The organism is Pseudomonas sp. PS01297 (assembly GCF_029959305.1).
Lineage (GTDB): Bacteria > Pseudomonadota > Gammaproteobacteria > Pseudomonadales > Pseudomonadaceae > Aquipseudomonas > Aquipseudomonas helleri.
The window spans coordinates 13,869-36,389 of the sequence record NZ_JASCPQ010000011.1; the positions used below are offsets into that span (position 1 = coordinate 13,869).

A 22,521-nucleotide genomic window follows, 5' to 3' on the forward strand; every position below is an offset into this window, starting at 1 on the left:
TGTTTCAAAAAATCACAAAGCGTCCGCAGAGATGCCCACTTCACTGCTGCAACACAACCGCGAGCCTGCTGCTATGGAACCCGGAAACTCCCAATTGTCGATGACGGTCTTGATGACCCCGGACATGGCCAACTTCTCTGGCAATGTTCACGGCGGAACCCTGCTCAAGTACCTCGACGAAGTCGCTTACGCCTGCGCGAGCCGCTATGCAGGGCGTTATGTGGTCACCTTGTCGGTGGACCAGGTTATTTTCCGTGAGCCGATTCATGTCGGCGAGCTGGTGACCTTCCTGGCGTCGGTCAACTACACCGGCAACACGTCGATGGAAGTCGGGATCAAAGTGGTCACCGAAAATATTCGTGAACGTTCAGTGCGCCACACCAACAGCTGCTTCTTCACCATGGTGGCGGTTGATGACGACCGTAAACCGGCGGCTGTACCGCCTTTGCAACCATTGAACAGCGAAGATAAACGCCGCTTTATCCAGGGCAAGCAACGTCGCCAGATCCGCCAGGAACTGGAACAACGCTATCGCGAATTGAAAGACGAAACGCTGTAAACCACACCGCCCAACCTCTGTAGGAGCGAGCTTGTCTCGCGATCTTTTAAACGATCAAAAAGATCGCGAGACAAGCTCGCTCCTACAGGGCATTGGCGAAAGTGGCAGCTTACAAACTGATCGGCACCGCCTCAAACCGCACACGCGGGTGGGCAATGCGGTCTTGTGCACGCACCAGTTGCAACTCATAGCTGCTACAGGCCTGGGTTTCGAGCAGCACTTCATGCACCGCTGCCGCCGCGAACTCAAAGGCCGCCACCAAGCTGTCACCCAGCAGCACGCGCGCCAGGAACAACCCGGACGTCAGATCGCCCACGCCCACTGGCTGGCGCGGGAAGGCCAGCAGCGGGCGGCGCAGGTGCCAACTGCCCTCGGCAGTCACCAGCAGCATCTCAAAGCTTTCTGCAGGCTTGCCGGGATACGACAAATGCTTCACCAGCACCGCTTTTGGCCCCCGCGCCAACAGGCTGCGCGCCATCGCCAGGCAATCGAAGAGTGATTGCGGCGCACGGCCACAAAAGCTGTCCAGCTCCAACTGATTAGGGCACAAGAAGTCAGCGACGGCGGCCGCTTCGTCGAGCAAGAAATCACTCACTTCCTGCGGCACGATGCAGCCCTTCTCCGGGTGCCCCATCACCGGATCGCACAGATACAGCGCATGCGGGTTGGTGGCCTTGATGCGGGCCACGCCGCGCAGAATCGCCCGCCCTTGCGCGGCGCTGCCCAAGTAGCCCGACAGGACGGCATCACAGTTGCCCAGCTCGCCAATCGCAGCAATGCCATCAACCAGTGCAGGAATTTGTTCTGGGGCCAACACTTCGCCCGCCCACTGACCATACTGAGTGTGGTTAGAGAACTGCACCGTGTTCAGAGGCCAGACATTCACGCCAACACGCTGCATAGGAAACACAGCTGCGCTGTTGCCGGCATGGCCGAAAACCACGTGGGATTGGATGGCGAGTAAGTGAGGTGTACGTTTCATGCCGGATTCCAGACTGCTAGTGGATTCAAGCCACGCAGTATGCGACTAAACATGACCTGTACGACAGGCTGAAGACACAGTTAAGCTGAACCCAATCTGTTGGAGCGCATTGAATGCTGACCCTGGGAAATATGTTTGTGCTGATGCTGCTGGCAACGGGCGCTGCCTGGCTGTGGCACAACCACGGCCTGCGTGAGCGTGCGCTCGAACGGGTCAAACAGCATTGTCGAAAACTCGATATTGAGTTGCTCGATGACAACGTGGCGCTGAAAAAAATTGGCTTTATCGCTGATGCCAATGGGCAAAAGCGCTTGGCCCGTGTGTATAACTTCGAATTTACGGTCACCGGCGATCAGCGCCATACCGGGACCATCACTCAGTTCGGCGCGCACAGCGCCAAAATTGACCTGCCGCCCTACCCGGTCAGGGCCGAGGAAGAACCTGAGCCAACGGTCGTGCACAGCGCTCAGGTGATTGAACTCAGCCAATGGCGCCAGGAACACAGCAAGACCCGCCACTGAGCCGCCTCTATAACGCCCACGTCTGCCTGCGATGCCTCGCGATCTTCTGGTTGTCCAGATAATCGCGAGTTAAGTACGCCTGTGGATAACTCCGCTGAAACCCTTGATTTAGACGCCTCGCGCAGATTTTTAAGCGTCATAACGGCTGCACACAGTTTAAATTGTAAGACAATTTTACCAGCACAAAATCCCCGTAATCACTGGGCTTTAGGCCCTTCTTGGCTCACCCCTGTTCCTTTATCAGGCAACTTTGCAGCCCGGCGCGGAGCACCTCGAGGTCTTGCGGCTGCTCAAAGATCAATTCCAACCGTGAATCCTGACACCACTCGCTGGGTTTCCAGGATTGCAGCGAGTTATCCACAGAATTACTCGAAAACCAGCCCTCTGAAGCCCTGACAACCAGCTTGGCGCGCCGCCAATCGAGGCTTTTCAACCACTGCTGCAAGCGACTCAAATCAAATTGCCGCGAGGCATGCCAGCGCCACCCCACACTCCAGCCTTCAGGTTGAAGCTGAGCCTGCTGTATAGGGATTCCGGGGTCAGTAAAAATGCTGACAACCTGAATAATATCCTTATAAATCAATGACTTATCCACAGGATGAATATCTTTCATGTCGGCTACAGGCAGCGATTTTAAAGGGATTCGGCCATTCTCGACCCACAAAATCGGGCACCTTGGCAGGCCGTATGCAATCTGCTCACGTTGCTCTTTTTGCATACTATGAGATTTATTCATGACCAATAAACCGGCACTTTTCAGGGCCGTTTGCTGAGTTTCGGGGAGCGTTTTTCCCTGAGCCATCGCCTGTGCATCGAGCACCATCACGCACGGCTGCAACGCCAAAACCCCCAACCAGGGCGCTTCACTGAGCTGTTTTAAAATTTGCGCGGGATGCCCCAACCCCGACGGCTCGATAAACAACCGATCAGGGCGGGCCTTGCGCAAGAGACGGCTCAAACCGATTTGAAATGGCGCACCGTTGACGCAACACACACAACCACCGGCCACTTCAGCAATGGCTATGGCGTCGCTTCCAGCGCCCATCAGGGCCGCATCCAGACCAATTTGGCCGAACTCATTGACCAGTACAGCCCAGCGTTCGTCGGCGGGCTTTTGCGTCATCAGGTGCTGAATCAGGCTGGTTTTGCCGGCACCCAAAGGTCCGGCAATTACGTGGGTAGGAATGTTCTGCAACATCATCGCCAGCTTCTGTTTTGATCGAAAGCAGCAATATGCCTCAGGCCAACCAATCCAGGGTCAAAATCAGTCGCCGTTCACCGTCTGCCAGGGCCGGAGAACGATGAATCAACCCCGCGCCCTCGTTGCCTTGCCATTTCTCGCCCTTGAGCAACGCCACATCACCGGTGTTCACCTGCTCAATACGCGATGGCTCGGCGGGTTCTGCCTGGGCCTGACCGAGATGACGACGGTTCATCACGCCTTCCTGCAACCACTGGCTCCCAAGCCCTGCGTACGTGGTAATAAGCCTTACAGGCACATGGTCGACGTGAAACCGTGGGCACATGGCCTTATCCAAGGCCCTGAGACGCAGGCCCACGCGTTTTGCGCCTAATAAACAGGCGTAGGCACTGACCAGCCAGGAAATATCAGCAATGAAGCCCTCATAGCCGTCCAGATCGTTAAACCGGGAAGCCAAGCCCTTGAGGTTGGGCTGGGCATTTTCATCGCCCATCTCAAGCACCAAGGCATCCGCCAGCGGTTCACCGAGCGAGAGCAACAGCTCTGCAAAATGGCTGATGTGCACTGGTAATTGGCGCTGCCAAATAGCCAGATTGACCTCATCGTCGAGGATTCGCGTCATGGTTTCGGGCGTTTGCCCACTGACATGTCCGACCAACGGCCGGATAAGTCGTACAACGTTACTCATGCCGCCACCTCGTCATACCAGTCGCCGAACGGATCATTCAGTTGCTGCCAGCCCTCTACGCCGAGGGCCATTTCCTGGTCCGTGAGCAGGCAGGCATCCAGCTCGGCCGAAAGCAGGGCAAAGTCGATGTGCTGCCCGATAAACACCAGTTCCTGACGGCAATCTGCAGTCTCCGGCAGCCATTTTTTAAGAATTTCGGCCTTGGTTTCTGCGTCTTGCGGCCATTGCTCACGGGGCACAAATCGCCACCAACGCCCGGCAAATCCGTAGCGCATCAGGCCACCGGCCTGTGACCAACTGCCCGCTTCCTGGTACTTGCTGGCCAGCCAGAAAAAGCCCTTGGAACGCAGCAATTTGCCGTTGGTCCAGGGCCGGTCAATAAAGTTAAAAAAACGCTCGGGATGAAACGGACGGCGCGCGCGATAAGCCGTAGAAGCAATGCCGTATTCCTCGGTTTCAGGCACGTGCTCACCGCGCAATTCTTGCAGCCAACCCGGTGCTTGAGCTGCGCGTTCAAAGTCAAAACGGCCGGTATCGAGGATCTTTTTCAGCGGGATTTCGCCCATCACCATCGGGATGATTTCGGCGTGTGCATTCAAACGCTCAAGAATGGCGATTAATTCCTGGCGCTCGACACTGCTGATCAGGTCAATTTTGCTGATCAAAATCACATCAGCGAATTCAATTTGTTCAATCAGCAGGTCAGTGATTGAGCGCTCATCGTCCTCGCCCAAGGTCTCGCCACGTGACGCCAGGCTTTCTGCGGCTTGATAGTCATGCAGGAAATTCAGGCCATCGACCACCGTCACCATCGTATCCAGGCGAGCGATATCGGCCAGGCTTTGGCCCGACTCATCGCGAAAGGTAAAGGTTTCAGCCACTGGCAACGGTTCTGAAATGCCCGTGGATTCGATCAATAAATAGTCAAAGCGGCCGTCATTGGCCAACTTGCTGACCTCTTCCAGCAGGTCCTCACGCAAGGTGCAGCAGATGCAGCCGTTGCTCATTTCGACCAATTTTTCTTCGGCTCGGTTCAGGCTGACGTCTCGCTGAACTTCGCCACCATCAATGTTGATTTCACTCATGTCATTGACGATAACCGCCACGCGCAAATCTTCGCGGTTTCGCAAAATGTAATTCAAAAGGGTGCTTTTTCCTGCACCGAGAAAACCAGACAACACGGTCACTGGTAGACGTTTACGCATGGGACTTCCTCATCAGGGTTGGCAGGTCAAAGCGCCCGCTTGAAGACTGACCCTATTCGGGCTCGTCGATAATGATACATTATAACAATACAAAGCATCAGAATTGTTATCTTGTAACATTAAGCCCAACCTCCCGATGGAAGACCTTTATGAATGCTTTAACCCTTCCGGACATTGCTTCACAAAACGCCCGACAAATTGTTCCACTGGATTGGGTCGGGATGTGTGGCATTGCCTTGCCGATTGTTATTGAAGGCCAGCGGCTAACGGCAACAGCCGACGCCGGCGTGAGTTTGGACGACGGCGAGGCGCGTGGCATTCATATGTCACGACTTTATTTAGCGCTCGAAATGCTCGAGTCGCAGGACCTGAACCCGCTACTTTTGAAAAAAATTTTGCAGCAATTTCTCGACAGTCACGATGATTTATCGATCTGTGCCTACCTGCGAATCCACACCCAGATGCTGTTAAAACGTCCCGCATTGGTCAGCCCACTGAGTGGTTGGAAGACCTACCCGGTGAGCATCGATGCGTCTCTGAAAAACGGAATGTTCCACGTGGAACTAAAAATTGATGTGAACTATTCATCGACGTGCCCTTGCTCGGCGGCCTTGGCTCGCCAACTTATCCAGCAGCAATTTGTGAATGACTTCGCCAACAAGCCGTTAGAACACGCCGATGTTTTAGCCTGGCTAGGCAGTTCGCAGGGCATTGTGGCGACGCCTCACAGCCAAAGAAGTACGGCGATTTTGCAAACCCAGCTCAGCAACGATCAGCGAGCGCTGCCGATTGAAGTGATCATTGATGAGGCCGAAGCAGCGTTGGGCACCGCCGTACAAACCGCTGTGAAACGTGCTGACGAACAAGCCTTCGCTTTGGCCAATGGGCAGAACTTGATGTTTTGTGAGGACGCGGCGCGGCGATTGAATGTGGCACTGAAGGCAGTGCCTGGGGTGCAGGGTTTTAATCTGAAGGTGGTTCACGCTGAGAGTCTGCACAGCCATGACGCTGTGGCAGAGAGTCGCTGGAACTGGAAAGCGCGTTAATCCAATGGAGGGTCCGCGCGGCGTGGAACACGTTGCGCGGCCCCTCTGAATTACGTGCGGGGTTTAACGGCGCCGCAGTTTTGCCCCAGCCACACAGCACGCGTGTCCATGCTGCCTTTTTGCGCAACGCCCGTTGCATTGAATGAGCCGATCACCGCCGTGGTGAACTCACGGTCACTGGCAAATGTGGCGACTCCAGCCCCCTGAGCATTTGGGCAACTAAAGCGAAACTTCCACTGATTTCCACTACGCTCAGTGATCTGCTGATTGCACCCGGACTTGGGGTCAGCCAACGGAATATCATCCGACTGCACCTGTTCGGGTGTCAGGCATACACGGATACCTTTACCGCCCAGGGTGACGCCTTGGCTTTCCAGCTGAGCTTTCATCTCTGGGGTCATCATGTTCTGAAACTGTCCTAACATTACCTGCAGGTCTGGCAACTGTTGGCCGTCTACCTGCATATTGCTCGAGGTCACTTCCCAGAGACCCGGCTGCAGCATTTGCGCTTGGGCCACAGGGATCGAAAAACCACACGCTAGAAACACCCCTAGCAGACGAACATTCATTAAGTCACTCCTATGGAATTGTCAGCGTTAGACGCCGAATGATCGCGAGTGTTGCACTCGAAGCTGAATAGCACATTCGCATCAGAACACGGTCTGTTGTAATAGCGTTGGACATTGAGGAGTAAGGATACGCATGGATTTTTTAGGCCCGCACGTCATTGGATACCTGATTTTACTGCTCCACAGTTTAGGCTTGATTGCCGCCGTGCACGCAGTGTTAACCGTCAGAACAGCACAAGGCGCCATTGCCTGGGCCATGTCATTGTTCTTTATTCCCTACGTGACGCTCATCCCGTATCTGATCTTTGGCCGCAGCACCTTTGACGATTACATCAAAGCGCGCCGCGAAGCCAATCAGGAAATGCGTGAAGCCATCAGTGACTTGAACTGGCGCCCCTGGGTAGAAGAAGCCCTTACCGCTCGAAACTCCAAAGCCTATGGCTCGTTGCGCGCCATGCCTCGATTGGGGCGGATGCCGTGCCTGGCGAATAACAGCGTGCGTTTGTTGATCAATGGCACCGCCACCTTCGAAGCGATTTTCAAAGCCATTCGCGCCGCTGAAAAAGTCGTGCTGGTGCAGTTCTTCATCATTCACGACGACGACCTCGGCAAAAAACTCCAGGCGCTCTTGCTGGAAAAAGCCGCCGAAGGCGTCGCGGTGTATGTGCTGTACGACAGCATCGGCAGCCACGCCTTGCCCAAAAGTTACGGCGAAACACTGCGTGCCGGTGGCGTGCAAACCTACGCCTTTGCCACACGCGGCAGCTGGATCAGCCGCTTCCAGATCAACTTCCGCAACCACCGCAAAGTGGTGGTCGTAGACGGCCTGCTGGGTTTTGTTGGCGGGCATAACGTGGGCGATGAATACCTTGGGGCCAAGCCTCCGCTCTCGCCATGGCGAGACACCCATGTCGAAGTCAGCGGCCCGGTGGTTGCCTGCTTGCAGGAATCTTTTGCTGAAGACTGGTTTTGGGCATCGCGACAATTGCCGCCGTTGATCCTGCCCAAGAGCTATCCCGAGACAGGCGTGCTCTGCCAATTCATGGCCAGCGGCCCGGCCGATCCTTACGAAACCTGCTCGCTGTTTTTCGTCGAAGCCATCCATGCCGCCAATGAAAGGGTGTGGATTACCAGCCCCTACTTTGTGCCCGACGAGGCGGTGTTCTCCGCTTTGCGCCTCGCCGTGTTGCGCGGCGTGGATGTGCGCATCCTGATACCGTCGCGCCCCGACCATAAAATCGTCTTCGCCGCGTCCAGTCTGTATGCCTTCGAAGCGGTTCGCGCAGGGGTGCGGGTCTTCCGTTATCAGCCCGGTTTTATCCATCAGAAGGCCGTATTGGTAGACAACGAGATCAGCGCAATTGGCAGCGCCAACATGGACAACCGCTCGTTCCGTCTTAACTTCGAGGTGATGCTGCTCACGGTAGACCAAGCGTTCGCCGCCGACGTGGAACACATGCTCATGGATGACTTCGCGTTGAGCCGCGAAATCACCAGTGAAGACATCAAGTCGACTCACCGCCTGCAGCAACTGGGCATGCGAGTGGCGCGCCTGGTTTCACCGGTTTTATAAATCCACGTAAGACATGTCTGAACCTGCGATCGGCCATGTCTGAAAAGCCTCCCGCGTTGAGACAGTCTCTTAACCTCTCCTTAAGCTGCGTAGCTCGGTGCAATGCCGAGCTACTTACTATAAGGATCAACACGCATGAAATTTTCGCTGATGGGTTTGCTGTTCAGCATCACTTCGCTGGCCCAAGCTGAAACCACCCCGCCGCCCGTCGTCCCCGCCATTACCGTCGAGTTCGGCAAGCCAACGTACATTCATCGATTGCACTACAAGAAGATGTACAGCGAAAAACCGTTTGAAGAAGCCATCCTGTACTACTACGACAATGGCTTGTACAAGATCATTTCCCCGGGCGAAAACCACTACGGCGCCTATGTGGTTGAAGGGGCGTTTACCGATGAAGAGTACAAGATCAGCTACATCTCTTTGCCCTCCGCTGACTGGGGAGGAAACGTAGCGCGTCATGATCTTGTGTTTAAAAAGAAGGGACTGACTTTCGACCAGAAGGCCGTGGCACAGGTTGATCAAAACATCCCACTGCAACATGGGCTTTACCTCCAGGAAATAAACCCTGAAGTAAGCCCTGTTGCAATTACGTGGGATTCACACGGTCAGCGATAAATATCGGCGCGTGTCGGTGGCAATTCAATGGAGCCATCGGCATGCGGTTTGGTCGCCAGGATCTGATCGATGTTGATCCAGCCATGGGCAAACGCGTAGGCACAACCTGCCAGGTACAGGCGCCAGATACGCAGGGTTTTCTCCGGGACCATTTTCGCCGCAGTCTCCAGATTGTTTTCCAGACGCTGACTCCAGTGATCCAGCGTGCGCGCGTAATGCAGACGCAAGCTTTCGACGTCGACCACTTCCAGACCGGCTTCGCTAATCTCGGCGGTGATCATCGACAGGTGCGGCAACTCACCGTTCGGGAACACATAGCGGTCGATAAAATCACCGGCCCCGCGACCTACCGGGCGGCCATCAGTGTGCTTGGCGGTAATGCCGTGGTTCATCACCAGGCCGCCTTCACGCACTGCATTGAAAAGGATGTTGCAGTACTCATTGAGGTTGGCGTGACCCACGTGCTCAAACATGCCCACGCTGACGATTTTGTCGAAGCGGCCGTCTTGCGGCAGATCGCGGTAGTCGAGCAGTTGCAGGTCGACCTTGTCTTGCAGGCCTTCAGCTTTGACGCGTTCACGGCCCAGCGCCAGTTGCTCTTTGCTCAGGGTAATGCCAAAGACTTTGACCCCGTACTCGCGTGCGGCAAAACGCGCCAACCCGCCCCAGCCACAACCAACGTCGAGCAGATACTCACCCGGTTTCAGGCGCAGCTTACGGCACAGCAGGCGAAACTTGGCTTGCTGAGCTTCATCAAGGGTTTCTTCACCGGTCTCGAAATAGCCACACGAATAGGCCATGTCGCGGTCAAGCCACAGCTGATAAAACTCATTGGACAGGTCGTAGTGGTAAGAGATGGAAGCGGCGTCGATTTCTTTGTCGTGGTGAATACGCGTAGGTCGAGTGTCCTCTTCCTCCACCAGCGCCTGGCTCAACTCATCACACACACGAATCACTTCTTTGACGGAGCCTTCCAGCTCAAGCTTGCCCTCAACAAAAGCGGTGCCCAGCAGGTCAAGGCTGGGGTGGGTAAACTCGGCAACCAGTTGCGGGTCTTTGACCACAATCGTGACACTAGGCTCTGGCCCTAGATCAAACTGGTTTCCATCCCAAAGTTTAAGGCGTAATGGAAGATGAAGTTTCTGTAAAGCCGGTGGCAGTTGCGCGAGCATCAGTAAGTCCTCCTTCAATTCAGACATCGAAACTATAGGGTAGTCGATTAACCGAAACTGTCAGCTCAGTGAGCTGACAGCCAGAAGCCAGAGCGTGCGTGATGCGTTTCAGACCCTTACTGCGGCGTTTCTGACGCCACCAACGGCTCATGAAAACGAAGCAAACGTCCAGCATTCCCCAACACCAATAACGTACTCAAGTTGTGCAGCAGCGCGGCAATCATGGCGCCAGCCGCCCCCAACCAACCAAACGCAGCGGCGGCAACAATCGCCAATGTCCAGCCCAGCCCGATGACCACATTGACCTGCAAGGTGTGGCGGCATTCACGACTCAGTCGCACGCACGTCCCCAAACGCCGCAAGTCACTGCCGATCAACACGATGTCGGATGACGCCAGGGCAATGTCCGCACCGCCCGCCCCCATCGCCACCCCGACCACGCCGGCTTTAAGCGCCAGCGAATCGTTGATCCCGTCACCGACCACCATGGGCCTGAAGCCACTGTCGATTTCGCCCAGCACACGCTTCAATTTATCTTCGGGCAAGGCTTGGGCTTGTACTTCACTGATGCCCACCGCCTGCGCCAAATGATCCGCCACACTTTGCCGGTCACCCGTCAGCAAGACCTGACGCCCCAGCCCCAGTTCGCGCAATTCGCGCAACGCCTGTTGGGCTTCGGGCTTAACGCTGTCTGCCAACAATAACCAGCCAAGAAACTGTGTGTCCAATGAAAGACCTGCAATAGGGCCATCATGGTCCGGCACCGGGGTTGTGGTAATAGTCAATTGGTCGAATAACTCCGGCCGCCCCAACGCCGCTTCGCCCTGCTCGGTTCTGGCGACAACACCCAAACCCTGGCGCTCGCGCACATCCTCAAGCGTCAGCAATTGGTCATGGCTGACCAGGCCGGCCAACGCCCGGCTCACCGGATGGCTGCTGGCAGCGCCCAAACTGGCAGCCAGTTGCAGCAACGGCTGATGCTCCGTGAGCGGTGTGTCGATGGCTTGCAGACGCAACGTGCCGTAGGTCAGGGTGCCGGTTTTATCCACCACCAAGGAGGTTAAATCCGCCAGTTCTTCAAGGAACGCCGAGCTGCGAATCAAGATCCCGTGACGCGCCGCCACGGCGATCCCGGCAATGGCGGTGGCCGGTGCCGACAACACCAACGCGCATGGGCACGCCGCCACCAACACCGCGAGCATGGCTTGGGCATCGTTGGTGATAAACCAGGTGACGGCGGCGATCATCAACACCAGCACCATGTAGCCGCCCGCATAGCGTTCAAGCAATCGGGTAATCGGCGGCTTGGCGCGCTCGGCGTTTTGCATCAGGGCAATGACTTTACCCAGCGTCGACTCTTCACCGGTGCGTGTCACCTCAACGCGCAGCAGGCCGTCCAGGTTGATCGCGCCACCGTAAATGGGCATGCCTACGCTGACTTCCAGCGGCACCGACTCCCCGGTGATCGACGCCGTGTCGAGGCTGGCCTGGCCCGACAACACCACACCATCGGCCGGTACACGATCCCCGGCGCGTACTTCAACCTGGTCCCCGGTCTTGAGGGTGCTGTTGTCGACCTCCAGCAAACGGCCGTCGGCCTGAAATAACCGCGCCTGGCTGCGGGTCAGTTTGCCCAGCGCATGAATGGCTTCTTGCGAACCGATCACGCTGCGCTCTTCCAGCACGTGGCCAAAAATCATGATGATCGGCAACAGTGCAGCGGTGAGTAAATCGCCGGTGGCCCACGCGCCCAACATCGCCAGGGCGATCAGTTGATCGGTGATGCCGTGCAGGCTCGGATAACGCAGGCTGTACCACGCCGAACGCATCACCGGCACCGCCACCAACAACGAGGCAAACCCCAATAACAATTGGCTGGTGCCCACTTGCAGGGGCATGAACCAGCGCCACACCAGCCCCAAGGCCAGCAACCCCAGCGCCAGCATCGCCAGCGTCAGTTGCCGCGCAGCGCTGCGTTGCTCGGCGCTGCTCAGCATGCTGACCACGGGTTGCGTTGCAGACGTACTCATTGTTCGGCTCCCTGAATAATCAGACGGGAATCATCTTTAGGATCAACGGTGGTCACAGAGCCCGCCTGCCCGAGAATTTTTGGCACCCGCTCGCGGTATAAACGCAGCAACAAACCAGGGTCATTACCGGCCTGTTGTACCTTGGCCAAATTGACGATGGCCGCGGTGTCCGATTGCGCCAAGGCCAATCGTTCACTGGCTTGGGCATGGGCTTGCTCAACCGTGCGGTCGGCTTCCTGGGTGGCGTTTTGGGTCGTTTTAGCGGCATCGTTGCGCGCGTTGGCCACGGCTTTGTCGGCTTGCTGGCTGGCCGTCAGCACCGCGTTAAACGCGTTGACGGCCGGGCCCGGCAAACTCGATTGCACATCGACCCGCACCACCTCCAGACCAATGCCCTGCCCCGTTGCCGTGAGCGCCGCCAGTTGCTGATTGATGCCTTGCACCAAATCACCGCGCAAACGCTCACGGCGTTCCGCCGACTGTTTATCGCTGCCGAGCAGCTCCGGGCGCGCCACTAAAATAGTGTCCAGATCCCGTGCGGCGGTCAGCGCCACTGCGCTGCGGGTGACCACACGATCCAGCGCTGGCAACACATGCTCCGCTTGCAGCACGTAGGCATAAGGATCGGTGACGTTGTAAAACACCCGCACATCCAGTTGCACAACGCCCGCATCACCGGTCAGCAAATAGCCAGAGCCGGCCAGGGCATCGTTAATGGGCGTGGCAAAAGTGGCCACTCTATCCGCCTGCAGGGCGCTGTCCGAGCGCAGCAAGTTTTCGATACGACGCTCACTCACGCGGTCGGCAGCGGGCACAATCACCACTTGTTCAAAAGGCCGCGGCCAGGCCAACAGCAACCCGGCATTCTGGATGCGGTCCAGCGCGCCAAAGCGCAGCACCACTGCACGGTTCTGCGGATCAATCTGCCGCACATTGGACACACCCCACGCCACGGCGGCGAACACCGTCACGGCATACAAGCCCAAAAACGCTAAACGCCCCGCTTGTTGCCACGGGCTGCTGACACGTGGCGTGTCTTCAGATGAGCCACTCATGGATGCGACCCAGCCTTGTTATCCATCGACGGCGGGCCATCGACCAACACCCGGAACGGCGCCGCGTCGGTGCGCAAAATCACCTTGGTGCCGGGGTTAACCATGGTCCCCAGCGTGTCGAGTGAGCGCAGCATGTTGTACAGCTCTGGCGAACTGGCGTACGCCTGGCCATAAATCTTCGCCGCCTCGACCCGCGACTGCGCTTCGATGTCCGCTGCTTTCACACTGGCATCGGCTTGCAGAATGCGCGCATCGCGCTCGGCCGCCGAACGGATTTGCGCCGCTTCACGCTTGCCCACCGCAGTGCGTTCAGTGGCGATGGTTTCACGCTCGGCGCGCATGCGGTCGACCGTGGCGGTGAGCGTGACCGACGGCAACGTCAGCCGCTCAACCCCCACTTGCAGCACACGCACGCCATAGGTGCTGAGCAATTGCTGTTCGATTTGCTGGCGCAGTTGCGCTTCGAAGTCGGCAATTTTGACTTGGCTGGCATCGGTGTTGACCAAGCTGGACAGGTCAAAACTGGCGGCTGTGGTTTCCAGCGCCGAGCCTACAAAGGTACGAATTTGCCGGGCGGCTTCATCGGGCTGGTTCTGCACCGCGCGCATAAAACGCTGCACGTTCTCGGCATCGCCCTGCACCTGCCAGGCCACGTAGGCCTGCACAATAATGCGCAGGCCGTCGCGGGTGCCGACGTCTTGCAGACCGCTGGAGGTGGTGCGCAAACGCAGGTCGACCGGCACGCTGACTTCAAACGGTGCAGGCCAGCGCCAGCTCAATCCAGGCTCCAGCAGCACCCGCGCCGGGTTACCGAAACGGGTAATGACAGTGGCTTCGCCGGAACGCACTTGCACCAGGCTGGCGGCTGCTACGGCAAATAAGACCAGCAAGGCGGCCCAGCCCATGCGCCGCCATGGGAACGGGCTCGGCTCATGTTCGTCACCATGATGGTGGTGATGATGATGATGGCCGTGATGCGCGTGGCCGTGGTGGTGGCCGCCGTGCGCGTGATGATCGTGTGAGTGGCTCAAAACAAAGCTCCTTACTGAACAGCTTTACGCGGCGCGACAGGATCGGCCGGCAGCGTGAAAGAACGCAGATCGAGGGTTGGCGCGTTGCCGTTGCCCCCAAGGCGGTGGTCGAGAATCAAAAGTTTGGCGTTGTTCATGCCTTGGCTGAGCTGGCTCAAATACTGCTCAAGAACAAAGGCGTGACCGGCCTCGCGGTAGGCTTTTTGTTCGGCGCCAAAACGCAGGTCCGAGGTCTGCGCCGTCGCGTTCACTTCACGCGCCGAAGCATTGGCCTGGTCCAGCGCCATGCTGGCCTGCAATTGCGCAACGTTGGCTTGCTCGCTTGCCGCGCCACGCTCGCGGGCAATCAAGGCCTGGGCGCTGATTTGTGCCGCCTGAACGGCGTGATACGCGTTGGCCGCCCCGGCAGGCGGATGGATAGCCTCAACCACCGTGGCCAGAATCTCGACGCCGCTGCCCAGCGAATCCAGATCGGCCTGCACGGCGCGGCCAATGTCACTGGCCAACTCGGTACGTTGTTCGCCGAGCAAATCATCGAGGGTGCGCGAGGCAAAGTCGTGCACCAGGATGCGGCTCGCGGTACTGCGAATCAGCGTCGGCACATCGGCACTGTGGTACGTCGCGGCAATCGCGGCTTGATCGCTCAAGCCGATGCGGTACACAAAACGCACGTCCATGTTCACGATCTGAAAGCCCTGCTTGTCACCGCCACCGCTGGCAATGACCTGGGATTTGTCGTTCACATGCGTCGCGTCCCACAAGCGGTTGGCAGTCAACGGTGGCAGGCCGTCAGCCGACGCCAGCACGGGATCCGCCGCCGACTCGGTGCTGGTCGCCAGTTCATGCACCACCCCGTTTTCGACCATCAACACCCGGCCCAATGGCCAAGGCAGCCCTGCGTGCAAACCCGGCCCGAATACTTCAACCGGCTTACCAAAACGTTCATAAATGCCGCGCCCTTGCAGCGGGACTTCATTCACACCGCTGAGTATCCAGCCCACCGCGACGATCACCGCCAGCACCGGCAGGAACGCTTTGCGCATGTAACTGAACGCCCAGATTTGCCGCAGGTCGATGCCAAACCGGTTATGCAATTCGTGCTGCAGCGCCAGCAGCGGTTGCGGTGGCCAGCGCAGCATCCCGGCAATAAAACTCTGCGCGATCATGCGCGGTTCAAGCCGGTCGCGGCGTGGACTGAAAATCGCCGCCACGGCCCGAAGGATTAACTCAATCGCCACCGCCGCGGGCAGCACGCCCAGCAATACCGCAAGGCGAGCGGGCCATTCGGCCTCGGCGCTGCTGAACAGCAGACATAACGCACTGAGCAAAAAAGTGAGGATCGGCACACGCACCAGCGGCGCCAGTAAGCGGGCTTCCGGCCAGCGCGCTTCGGGTTGCTGCGCCAGGTAGCGTTCGAACACCAGCAATACAAACGCCAGCAACACCGCCACTCCGGCGGCCACTCGCCCGCCCGTGCCTAAATCGGCACCGGCCAGCGACACGTCCCAACTGTGCTGCACACACCACACGGCCAGGCCGCCGACGCCCGCCAGCCAAAAGACCGGCGCACCGATCGAGGCCAAAAACCGATGCGACCCGCGACTCAACCGTTGGCAAAAACGCTCGTAGGCACTGAGCGGCTCAGCGGGCTGTTCTTCGATCAATTCAGGTGCAGGATTGAGCGCTGCCTTGCGCCAGTCCGCCACCCAAAACGCCGATTGCGCCCCTGCCGCCACCACTAACAACGCGGCGACGTTGTTATTGAGCAGCGCAGGCCACAACGAACTCGGGGCAAACAGACCAATAAAAAAACCGACCGTCCAGAGCATGATTGCCAGGGCGGCCAGTCCAACGCCTAACTGAAAAAGTTGACGCGCCTGAACGGTGGCACTTTGAAAACGAGACAAAGACTCAAGGCCACCCTCCTCGGCATCTAAATCGACACGCATGGAAGCTCCACTGTTTGATGAATATAGTTACGATATAACAAACAGTGTGAAACTTCTGCGGGCGGCCAGCGATCTTCATCTTGGCGCGGAGCCGTAGATAAACAGTCCCAAACGTGGGCCGTATTTAAAGCGGCTAAACCGGTAAATGATTGAGCGGCAGGACAGCAGGCGCCTTGACCGTCTGAATTGCAAAGTTACTGCGAATATCACTGACACCCGGCAACTTGAGCAGCACGCCGGTTAAAAATCGCTCGTACCCGCGTAAATCTGGCACTACAACCTGCAGTAAAAAATCAGATTCTCCTGACACTAAAAAAGCCGAAATCACTTCTGGCAATGCCGTTACAGCGACACGAAACGCCTCCGCCTCATCTTCGTGATGGCGCTCAACCTTGATCCCGATAAACACCGTTAAACCCAAACCGACCTCATCGCGATCCAGATTGGCCTGGTACCCGCGTATCACCCCCGCCTCTTCCAGCAACCGAACTCGACGCAAACACGGCGACGCAGACAGGCCAATTTCGTCGGCCAAGTCCACATTGCTCAAGCGCCCATCACGCTGCAAGGCGTCGAGAATGCGTCGGTCAAAAGCATCCAGTTTTATTTTTGGCATATTCAAATTCTTTTGATGATCAAAAAGGTGGTTTCTGCCAAGACTAGACCTTCTTGAGGCTGAATACGCAACCACCTGCGCGTGCCTTCGCCCCTAAAATCGTGGCTCACCTGCTATCGAGATGGGTCGCCATGGGGATGTTTCTGATTGCGCTGGTTGTGATTTACCTGATGCCCGGGCCGGACATGATATTGCTGCTGCAAACCGGTGCCCGACATGGGCGTGCGTTGGCCCTCAGCACCGCGTTGGGCTTGGGCATTGCCCGGGCCTGCCATGTTTTTCTGGCCGCCGTGGGCTTGGCTGCACTGTTTAAAACAGCGCCCTGGACCTTTGATGGCGTGCGTTTGATCGGCGCGGCTTATTTAGTGTGGCTGGGCGTGCGCATGCTCAAACCCGGCATGCTCACCCACTTGACCCTCGCCACCGGCGTGGTCAAAGAACCTGAATTGACCTGGGCTGGCGCGCTGCGACGTGGCTTGTTGACCAACCTGCTCAACCCCAAGGCTTTGCTGTTTTGCTCGGTGCTGCTGCCGCAATTTATCGACAACCAGGCAGGCACCGTGGGCGCGCAGTTTTTTGGCTTGGGCGTGGTGCTGGTGATCGTCGGCCTGATGTTTGACAGCCTTTACGCCATGGCCGGGGCCTCGTTGGGTCAATGGCTCAACAACAGCCCCCGGGCACAGCGTGTTCAACAGTGGTTATTTGGCAGCCTGTTGATCGGTTTCGCCTTGCGCCTGGCGTTCGTTCAACAGGCCTGAGCCGCAGGTTTACGGCTGCGGGTGGGCAATCAAGTGCTTGGCCAGCGCCTCGAATGCCGGGATGGTCACCGGGTCGTTTGCCGCGTTGCCGGCAATCGGGTTGGACGCATAGCGCACGATCACCATTTCGGCTTTAGGGTCGATGTAGGTGCGCTGCCCATACACACCCCGCGCCATAAAGGCGCCATCGGCGTTGTGGGTCACCCACCACATGTCGCGATAACTGCCACCTTTGAGCAGGTCATAACCGGCCTTGGCAAACGCAGCTTTATCGCCACCGGCGCGAATATCATCCACCACGGCCTTGGGCACAATTTGCTCGCCCAGGTACTGGCCGTTATTGCGGATCATCTCGCCAAACCGCGCCATGTCCCGCAGCCCGGTGTTTAACCCGCCACCGGCAAAGGGCGTACCGATGGAGTCCACAGAGAAGTACGCATCTTGTTCTGCGCCCAAACGCTGCCAGATTTTTTCTGACAATAGTTGCGCCACGTTTATCCCGGTGACCCGGGCAATCACCCAGCCCAGCACATCGGTGTTCACTGTTTTATAGGCGAAGGCTTTACCGTGTTCACCCTCAGGCTGCACGGTCTGCAAGTACTCCATATACGTTTGCGGGCCGGTGTAATCCTTGGGCTTGGGCAGCGGGTTACCCGCCTGTGCGTGCTTCCAGACTTCAGCGTTGGGGTCGGCATAGTCTTCGCTGTATTTAAGCCCGGTGGTCATGTCCAGCACCTGGCGCAACGTCGCGCTGCCAAAGGCGGACTTGGCCAACTCGGGCACGTAATCCGCCACTTTTTTATTGGCGTCCAGCGTGCCATCGGCCACCAGCATGGCGCCCATTGTGCCCACCACCGATTTGGTCATGGACATGGCAGCATGCTGGCCTTGGGGGCTCAACACGCCGAAATACCGCTCATAGACAATTTTGCCGCGGTGCAGCACCACAATGCCGTCGGTGTAATTGGCCGCCAGCGACTGCTCCCAGGTCATCGGTTTTTGCCCACCGAGGGGCGTAAACGTCAGGGCATCGATATCGCTGCGCAACGCCTGCGCCAACGGCACGGGCGCGCCCAAGCCACGGGACACATTGGTGGTAGGCATCAATTGGCGGAAGTTGGAAACGCTCCAGCGCATGGCCGGAAACTTGAAATAACTGCCATCGGCAAACCGCACGATGCGGTCAGGCGGTGGAGGCGCGCCGACCATCCAACCCAGGGTCTTGGGGTCACTGGCGGCGGCATCGGGGTAAGTCGTTTTATCGCCCGCACAGGCGATGGACGCTGCCAGGCAAGACAGCAAGAACACCACGCTTGTGCGTGCGGGTTTGAACAATTGCTTAAGCATACAAACGCCTCAATAAAGGAACGAGACCCGGCCAAGCGCTGAGTTGATTGTTCCATTACCAACCCATAGCCGCGCACTACCCTGCGGTATGAGAGGTTAGCTTGTATACCCGTGCGTGTTTTTTACCTGACTGAAATCAGAGGTTAATGGCTTCAATCAACGCTTCGAATTGAAGGAAATCACTGTGGGAGCGCGCAAGCTCGCTCCCACGCGTTGCAGATTAGTCCTGCAACGAGGCGTGCGCCTGTTCCAGGAAGCTCGCATCAGCCCAATCGGTCACGCGGAAGTCGCCTTTGATGTAGCCGTGCTCGCGCAGGAATGTCTTTTTCAATTCCAGCGCAGCGAGGTTTTGCGCCGACAGTTGCGGCACAAAATCACGCCCGTGCAGGGCCGCACGTACCAGCGCCGGGTCGCTGTTAAAGGTCACTCGGGTGAACAGTTCAGCGGCAGCGTCCGGGTTGGCGTTGATCCAACGACCGGCCCGAATCGCGGCGCGCAAGAAGGCCACCACCAGTTCAGGATGCTGGCGGGCGAAGTCAGTGTTAACCGCAGTGGTGTACGGCCCGTTGGAGATTTTCAGGGTCCAGTCGGTGTAGCGCTCCAGGTCTTCGATCACTGTGTATTTGCCCGTCGCCACCAGCGATGCGGCGGTGCTGGCCTGTACCAGAATCGCGTCGACGCGGTCATCGGCCAGGGCCTGAATATCCACAGGCGGCTGACCACGATGAGCCTTGATTTGCGTCCAGAGCTCAACCGGACGCTGCGACGGTTGCAGGAAGCTTGGGTCATCGTCGTCGGCCAAATCCACCCACTGCACCTGCTCGGCGCTCAAACCGGCCAGCTCCAGCACCAGCAGCAAACCGTGCTGGGCTGTGGCGCGGGCGAAGTCGATCTTGTCGTCGTTCTGGCTTTTGAACAGGCCGATACGACGCCCGGCCAGATCCTGCACCCGGCGGATCCCCGAACCTGCACGCACCACCACTTGGCCGGCGCGCTGGCTGGCGGTGGTGGCGATCAGCGTGGTGTCGGTCAAATCCGCCTTAGCCCACAGGGTCGGAATGGCCCCGCCATCGCGAAACAGCGGGTTAAACGAGTGACGGTAATGCGGCAGCCAGCCGCCATTTTCAGGCAACGAACGCAGGAAGGTGGCCTTGCCGCCAGCGCGCTTGAACTCTTCATCCAGCCAACCCAGCTCCACGGCAATATTGGACGCGACCAACACCGGGCAGATGGTGTAGTAGGCCTCTACCGGGTCAGCGACCAGACGCGGTTTTTCATGCAGTACGGTACTCATTGCGACACTCCTTGGGGCAGAGAGGTAGCCTTAGCTACCCAGGGAAATACCTTTGCTGGCCAACAGGCGTTGCCCGTTGCCTCGCAGGATCAACTCGCGCTCGGCCGCCGAAATCGGCGCGGCCAGCACTTGGGCGATACCCGGTGCGATGTCAGGCACCGGGGCATAGTCAGAACCAAACACCAGTTGCTCGGCGCCCAGCACGCGGGTTGCCAGGGCGATGGCCTGGGCCCCTCGGCCAGCGGCGCCGGTGTCGAATAACAAGCGCTGATAACGCGGGCTGTGGCCGACCGCATCGAAGTGGCCGGGCACCTGGCTGAGTTCCACCAGGTTGGCGATGATGCCGGCGCCGCCGAGCATGGCGATTTGCACCGTGACGTCGGGGTAACGGTCCAGCAGGTCGCTGTGGGCCAAGGTGATGGTGGCCGAGGCAAACTGCCAGGCGATGTCCAGCACCCGCCGCGCTTCGATGGCGTCACTGTGCAACAGCACCGGTGGCTGGCCTGGCACCTGTGGGTGGGCGTAACCGGTGTGCAAATAAATATGGCTGCCCAGCTCCTGAGCTTTGGCCAGCAACGGCTCAAAACGGCTGGCGGCGGCCAGGCTGGCGAAGGCATTGACCGGCAGCACCGCACCGATCAGCCCCAGCTCTTCATGGGCGCGCTGCAACTCGCCCACCGACCACTGAATGTCCGAGGTCGACAACGCCGCCACGGCGCTGAGCCGCGTGGGGTACTGGCGCACCACGCCCGCCAGTTCATTGTTGTAGTCGCGCCACAGGCCCAACGATTCGCTGGCAGACAGCGCCGCGTCGATGCCCAAAGTGGTCGGCCAGGACAGCAATTGATGCGCCACCCCGACCTGATCGAAATGCTCAATGCGCGCGTCCAGATCAAACCAGTGGTTGCCCAGCGCAAACGGTTGGGCCGTGGTGCCAGCACCGGAGCGGTGCAAATTCGGTGCGCCATCGGCGCCCGGTAAAAGGCGCGGGCTGCTCTGGCGCTCACTCAAAAAGCGCAGCGAGCTGGGTGAAAACCAATGGCTGTGCAGGTCGATCACACCCTGCACAGAAGGTTGGATTTGGCTCATGGTTCAGGCCTCTTCAGGTGAAAAGTGATGGGCAATACCGGCCAGCCCTTGGTCGAGGTCGGCGAGCAAATCGTCCACCGCTTCAAGGCCGACATGAATGCGAAACAGCACGCCCGGCACCTGCCACGGCGTGACCGCCCGTTGCGGTGTCTGGCGGCCAATCAGGCTCTCGAACCCGCCCCAACTGGCGCCCATGGCAAACAATTTGAGGCTGTCGAGGAAGGCATTGACCGCCTCGTCGGGCAGCGGCTTGAGCACGAACGCAAACAGGCCTGACGAGCCCAAAAAGTCACGCTTCCAGATCTCATGCCCAGGGCTGCCGGGCAGCGCCGGGTGGCGCACTTCAAGCACCTCGCTGCGTTGCTGCAACCAGTGCGCCACGCGCAGCGCCGACTGTTGATGCTGACGCAAGCGCACGCCCAGAGTGCGCAGGCCACGCAGGCCCAGATACGCATCGTCGGCGCTGGCGATATAGCCGAGGTCGCGCACCACTGAACGCACTTGGGCATAGAGCGGCTGGGTGGTCACGATGACGCCGAGCATCGCGTCGGAATGGCCCACCAAGTACTTGGTGGCCGCGTGAATGGAGATATCCACACCATGTTCAAAAGCCCGGAAGAACAGCGGCGTGGCCCAGGTGTTGTCCATCAACACCAGCGCGCCGTGGGCATGGGCGGCCTTGGCAATGGCCGGGATGTCCTGGACTTCGAAAGTGGTGGAACCTGGCGCCTCGACAAACACCACTTTGGTGTTGGGGCGCAGTTGGCCGGCGATGTCGGCGCCCAGCTCGGGGTCGAAATAGGTGGTTTCAATGCCATAGCGCGACAGCACGTCGTCGAAGACTTTGCGCGCATGCCAGTAGCAATTGTCGGTAACCAGCACGTGGTCACCGGCCTTGGCCACGGCCAACACCGCGCCGGTGATTGCTGCCAGCCCCGACGGCATGATCAGCCCGCGATAGCCGCCTTCCAGCTCGGCCACCGCATCTTCAAACGCTGCGGTGGTGGGGTTGCCGTTGCGCCCGTAGGCATTGCCACGAAACTCCGGATCGGCCGACTTGCGCCGGAACTCGGCGAGCGCCTGGGTGTTTTCCCAGACGTAAGTCGACACGCGATAAACCGGGGTGTTGACCGTGCCCTCGTGGCTCGCCGGATTACGCCCCAAATGGGTCAGCTGGGTGTCGGCCAGCCAATGACTACGCGATTCTCTTGTGGACAT

21 protein-coding genes are annotated in these 22,521 nt (G+C 58.4%); 6 read left to right on the forward strand and 15 right to left on the reverse strand.

Annotation, left to right across the window (positions count from 1 at the left end):
- The first annotated feature begins 73 nt into the window (after positions 1–73).
- Positions 74–559, forward strand: a complete 486-nt coding sequence (locus tag QMX84_RS05915) for an acyl-CoA thioesterase (RefSeq protein ID WP_048373808.1) — start codon at positions 74–76, stop codon at positions 557–559.
- Between the two features lie 109 nt (positions 560–668).
- Here the strand turns inward: QMX84_RS05915 and pdxY are convergent, their stop codons facing one another.
- The gene (gene pdxY, locus QMX84_RS05920) at positions 669–1,541 is read right to left on the reverse strand and encodes a pyridoxal kinase PdxY (protein WP_048373495.1); all 873 of its coding nucleotides are present in this window, start codon (positions 1,539–1,541) and stop codon (positions 669–671) included.
- Between the two features lie 113 nt (positions 1,542–1,654).
- Between pdxY and QMX84_RS05925 the strand changes: the two genes are divergently transcribed.
- Entirely contained in the window at positions 1,655–2,062 is a 408-nt protein-coding gene (locus QMX84_RS05925; RefSeq protein WP_262124151.1) for a DUF3301 domain-containing protein, read from the forward strand.
- Between the two features lie 223 nt (positions 2,063–2,285).
- Here the strand turns inward: QMX84_RS05925 and QMX84_RS05930 are convergent, their stop codons facing one another.
- The 3 genes from QMX84_RS05930 to zigA are packed head-to-tail and all read right to left on the reverse strand — an operon-like array spanning position 2,286 to position 5,156.
- Complete coding sequence (locus QMX84_RS05930; RefSeq protein ID WP_282363404.1) at positions 2,286–3,260, reverse strand: CobW family GTP-binding protein; 975 nt, start codon at positions 3,258–3,260, stop codon at positions 2,286–2,288.
- 40 nt (positions 3,261–3,300) lie between these two features.
- Positions 3,301–3,951, reverse strand: a complete 651-nt coding sequence (locus tag QMX84_RS05935) for a DUF1826 domain-containing protein (RefSeq protein WP_048373498.1) — start codon at positions 3,949–3,951, stop codon at positions 3,301–3,303.
- Complete coding sequence (gene zigA / locus QMX84_RS05940) at positions 3,948–5,156, reverse strand: zinc metallochaperone GTPase ZigA (protein WP_153328747.1); 1,209 nt, start codon at positions 5,154–5,156, stop codon at positions 3,948–3,950. Before zigA ends, QMX84_RS05935 begins: the two co-directional genes overlap by 4 nt.
- 149 nt (positions 5,157–5,305) lie before the next feature.
- Here zigA and folE2 point away from each other — a divergent pair, with 149 nt between their 5' ends.
- Entirely contained in the window at positions 5,306–6,202 is an 897-nt protein-coding gene (gene folE2 / locus QMX84_RS05945) for a GTP cyclohydrolase FolE2 (RefSeq protein WP_262124150.1), read from the forward strand.
- A gap of 50 nt (positions 6,203–6,252) precedes the next feature.
- Here folE2 and QMX84_RS05950 read toward each other — a convergent pair whose 3' ends face one another.
- The gene (locus tag QMX84_RS05950) at positions 6,253–6,771 is read right to left on the reverse strand and encodes a DUF3617 domain-containing protein (RefSeq protein ID WP_048373504.1); all 519 of its coding nucleotides are present in this window, start codon (positions 6,769–6,771) and stop codon (positions 6,253–6,255) included.
- A gap of 133 nt (positions 6,772–6,904) precedes the next feature.
- Here QMX84_RS05950 and cls point away from each other — a divergent pair, with 133 nt between their 5' ends.
- Both cls and QMX84_RS05960 read left to right on the forward strand, forming a co-directional pair.
- Entirely contained in the window at positions 6,905–8,344 is a 1,440-nt protein-coding gene (cls, locus tag QMX84_RS05955; protein WP_262124149.1) for a cardiolipin synthase, read from the forward strand.
- A gap of 135 nt (positions 8,345–8,479) precedes the next feature.
- A complete protein-coding gene (locus QMX84_RS05960; protein ID WP_262124148.1) occupies positions 8,480–8,962 on the forward strand; it encodes a hypothetical protein in 483 nt (160 codons plus the stop codon).
- Here QMX84_RS05960 and cfaB read toward each other — a convergent pair.
- The 6 genes from cfaB to QMX84_RS05990 all read right to left on the reverse strand — a co-directional run bounded on the left by cfaB (position 8,953) and on the right by QMX84_RS05990 (position 16,806).
- The gene (gene cfaB / locus QMX84_RS05965; RefSeq protein WP_153334488.1) at positions 8,953–10,134 is read right to left on the reverse strand and encodes a C17 cyclopropane fatty acid synthase CfaB; all 1,182 of its coding nucleotides are present in this window, start codon (positions 10,132–10,134) and stop codon (positions 8,953–8,955) included. The genes QMX84_RS05960 and cfaB overlap by 10 nt on opposite strands.
- Positions 10,135–10,250: 116 nt before the next feature.
- Entirely contained in the window at positions 10,251–12,164 is a 1,914-nt protein-coding gene (locus QMX84_RS05970) for a cation-translocating P-type ATPase (protein WP_282363390.1), read from the reverse strand.
- Positions 12,161–13,219, reverse strand: a complete 1,059-nt coding sequence (locus tag QMX84_RS05975) for a protease modulator HflK (protein WP_048373514.1) — start codon at positions 13,217–13,219, stop codon at positions 12,161–12,163. Before QMX84_RS05975 ends, QMX84_RS05970 begins: the two co-directional genes overlap by 4 nt.
- On the reverse strand, positions 13,216–14,250 hold the full coding sequence (locus QMX84_RS05980) for a protease modulator HflC (RefSeq protein ID WP_282363391.1): 1,035 nt from the start codon (positions 14,248–14,250) through the stop codon (positions 13,216–13,218). Before QMX84_RS05980 ends, QMX84_RS05975 begins: the two co-directional genes overlap by 4 nt.
- Positions 14,251–14,261: 11 nt before the next feature.
- Positions 14,262–16,199 carry a protease modulator HflK gene (locus QMX84_RS05985; protein WP_153328738.1) on the reverse strand — a complete coding sequence of 646 codons (1,938 nt, stop codon included), beginning with the start codon at positions 16,197–16,199 and terminating at the stop codon, positions 14,262–14,264.
- A gap of 133 nt (positions 16,200–16,332) precedes the next feature.
- The gene (locus QMX84_RS05990; protein WP_048388257.1) at positions 16,333–16,806 is read right to left on the reverse strand and encodes an Lrp/AsnC family transcriptional regulator; all 474 of its coding nucleotides are present in this window, start codon (positions 16,804–16,806) and stop codon (positions 16,333–16,335) included.
- Between the two features lie 140 nt (positions 16,807–16,946).
- On the opposite strand from QMX84_RS05990, the gene QMX84_RS05995 reads away from it, so the two are divergent.
- Positions 16,947–17,573: a LysE family translocator gene (locus QMX84_RS05995; protein ID WP_153334496.1), complete on the forward strand. Its 627-nt coding sequence runs from the start codon at positions 16,947–16,949 to the stop codon at positions 17,571–17,573.
- 9 nt (positions 17,574–17,582) lie between these two features.
- Here QMX84_RS05995 and QMX84_RS06000 read toward each other — a convergent pair whose 3' ends face one another.
- The 4 genes from QMX84_RS06000 to metC form a co-directional block, all read right to left on the reverse strand.
- Positions 17,583–18,920 (reverse strand): serine hydrolase, encoded by a 1,338-nt coding sequence (locus QMX84_RS06000; protein ID WP_282363392.1) that lies wholly within the window; start codon positions 18,918–18,920, stop codon positions 17,583–17,585.
- 220 nt (positions 18,921–19,140) lie between these two features.
- Positions 19,141–20,214 carry an ABC transporter substrate-binding protein gene (locus QMX84_RS06005; protein WP_153328732.1) on the reverse strand — a complete coding sequence of 358 codons (1,074 nt, stop codon included), beginning with the start codon at positions 20,212–20,214 and terminating at the stop codon, positions 19,141–19,143.
- A 30-nt stretch (positions 20,215–20,244) separates the two neighbouring features.
- Entirely contained in the window at positions 20,245–21,303 is a 1,059-nt protein-coding gene (locus QMX84_RS06010) for an amidohydrolase family protein (RefSeq protein ID WP_153334502.1), read from the reverse strand.
- A gap of 3 nt (positions 21,304–21,306) precedes the next feature.
- On the reverse strand, positions 21,307–22,521 hold the full coding sequence (metC, locus tag QMX84_RS06015; protein WP_123750603.1) for a cystathionine beta-lyase: 1,215 nt from the start codon (positions 22,519–22,521) through the stop codon (positions 21,307–21,309).

Excerpts from the sequence above, each read along its gene's own strand:
- QMX84_RS06000 (WP_282363392.1), bottom strand. The coding sequence starts at position 18,920 with ATGCTTAAGCAATTGTTCAAACCCGCACGCACAAGCGTGGTGTTCTTG.
- QMX84_RS05970 (WP_282363390.1), bottom strand. The coding sequence starts at position 12,164 with ATGAGTACGTCTGCAACGCAACCCGTGGTCAGCATGCTGAGCAGCGCC.
- QMX84_RS05985 (WP_153328738.1), bottom strand. The coding sequence starts at position 16,199 with ATGCGTGTCGATTTAGATGCCGAGGAGGGTGGCCTTGAGTCTTTGTCT.
- QMX84_RS05915 (WP_048373808.1), top strand. The coding sequence starts at position 74 with ATGGAACCCGGAAACTCCCAATTGTCGATGACGGTCTTGATGACCCCG.
- QMX84_RS05995 (WP_153334496.1), top strand. The coding sequence starts at position 16,947 with ATGGGGATGTTTCTGATTGCGCTGGTTGTGATTTACCTGATGCCCGGG.
- cfaB (WP_153334488.1), bottom strand. The coding sequence starts at position 10,134 with ATGCTCGCGCAACTGCCACCGGCTTTACAGAAACTTCATCTTCCATTA.
- QMX84_RS05950 (WP_048373504.1), bottom strand. The coding sequence starts at position 6,771 with ATGAATGTTCGTCTGCTAGGGGTGTTTCTAGCGTGTGGTTTTTCGATC.
- QMX84_RS05935 (WP_048373498.1), bottom strand. The coding sequence starts at position 3,951 with ATGAGTAACGTTGTACGACTTATCCGGCCGTTGGTCGGACATGTCAGT.
- QMX84_RS05930 (WP_282363404.1), bottom strand. The coding sequence starts at position 3,260 with ATGTTGCAGAACATTCCTACCCACGTAATTGCCGGACCTTTGGGTGCC.
- QMX84_RS06010 (WP_153334502.1), bottom strand. The coding sequence starts at position 21,303 with ATGAGCCAAATCCAACCTTCTGTGCAGGGTGTGATCGACCTGCACAGC.
- QMX84_RS05975 (WP_048373514.1), bottom strand. The coding sequence starts at position 13,219 with ATGAGTGGCTCATCTGAAGACACGCCACGTGTCAGCAGCCCGTGGCAA.
- folE2 (WP_262124150.1), top strand. The coding sequence starts at position 5,306 with ATGAATGCTTTAACCCTTCCGGACATTGCTTCACAAAACGCCCGACAA.
- cls (WP_262124149.1), top strand. The coding sequence starts at position 6,905 with ATGGATTTTTTAGGCCCGCACGTCATTGGATACCTGATTTTACTGCTC.
- QMX84_RS05925 (WP_262124151.1), top strand. The coding sequence starts at position 1,655 with ATGCTGACCCTGGGAAATATGTTTGTGCTGATGCTGCTGGCAACGGGC.
- metC (WP_123750603.1), bottom strand. The coding sequence starts at position 22,521 with ATGTCCACAAGAGAATCGCGTAGTCATTGGCTGGCCGACACCCAGCTG.
- zigA (WP_153328747.1), bottom strand. The coding sequence starts at position 5,156 with ATGCGTAAACGTCTACCAGTGACCGTGTTGTCTGGTTTTCTCGGTGCA.
- QMX84_RS06005 (WP_153328732.1), bottom strand. The coding sequence starts at position 20,214 with ATGAGTACCGTACTGCATGAAAAACCGCGTCTGGTCGCTGACCCGGTA.
- pdxY (WP_048373495.1), bottom strand. The coding sequence starts at position 1,541 with ATGAAACGTACACCTCACTTACTCGCCATCCAATCCCACGTGGTTTTC.
- QMX84_RS05960 (WP_262124148.1), top strand. The coding sequence starts at position 8,480 with ATGAAATTTTCGCTGATGGGTTTGCTGTTCAGCATCACTTCGCTGGCC.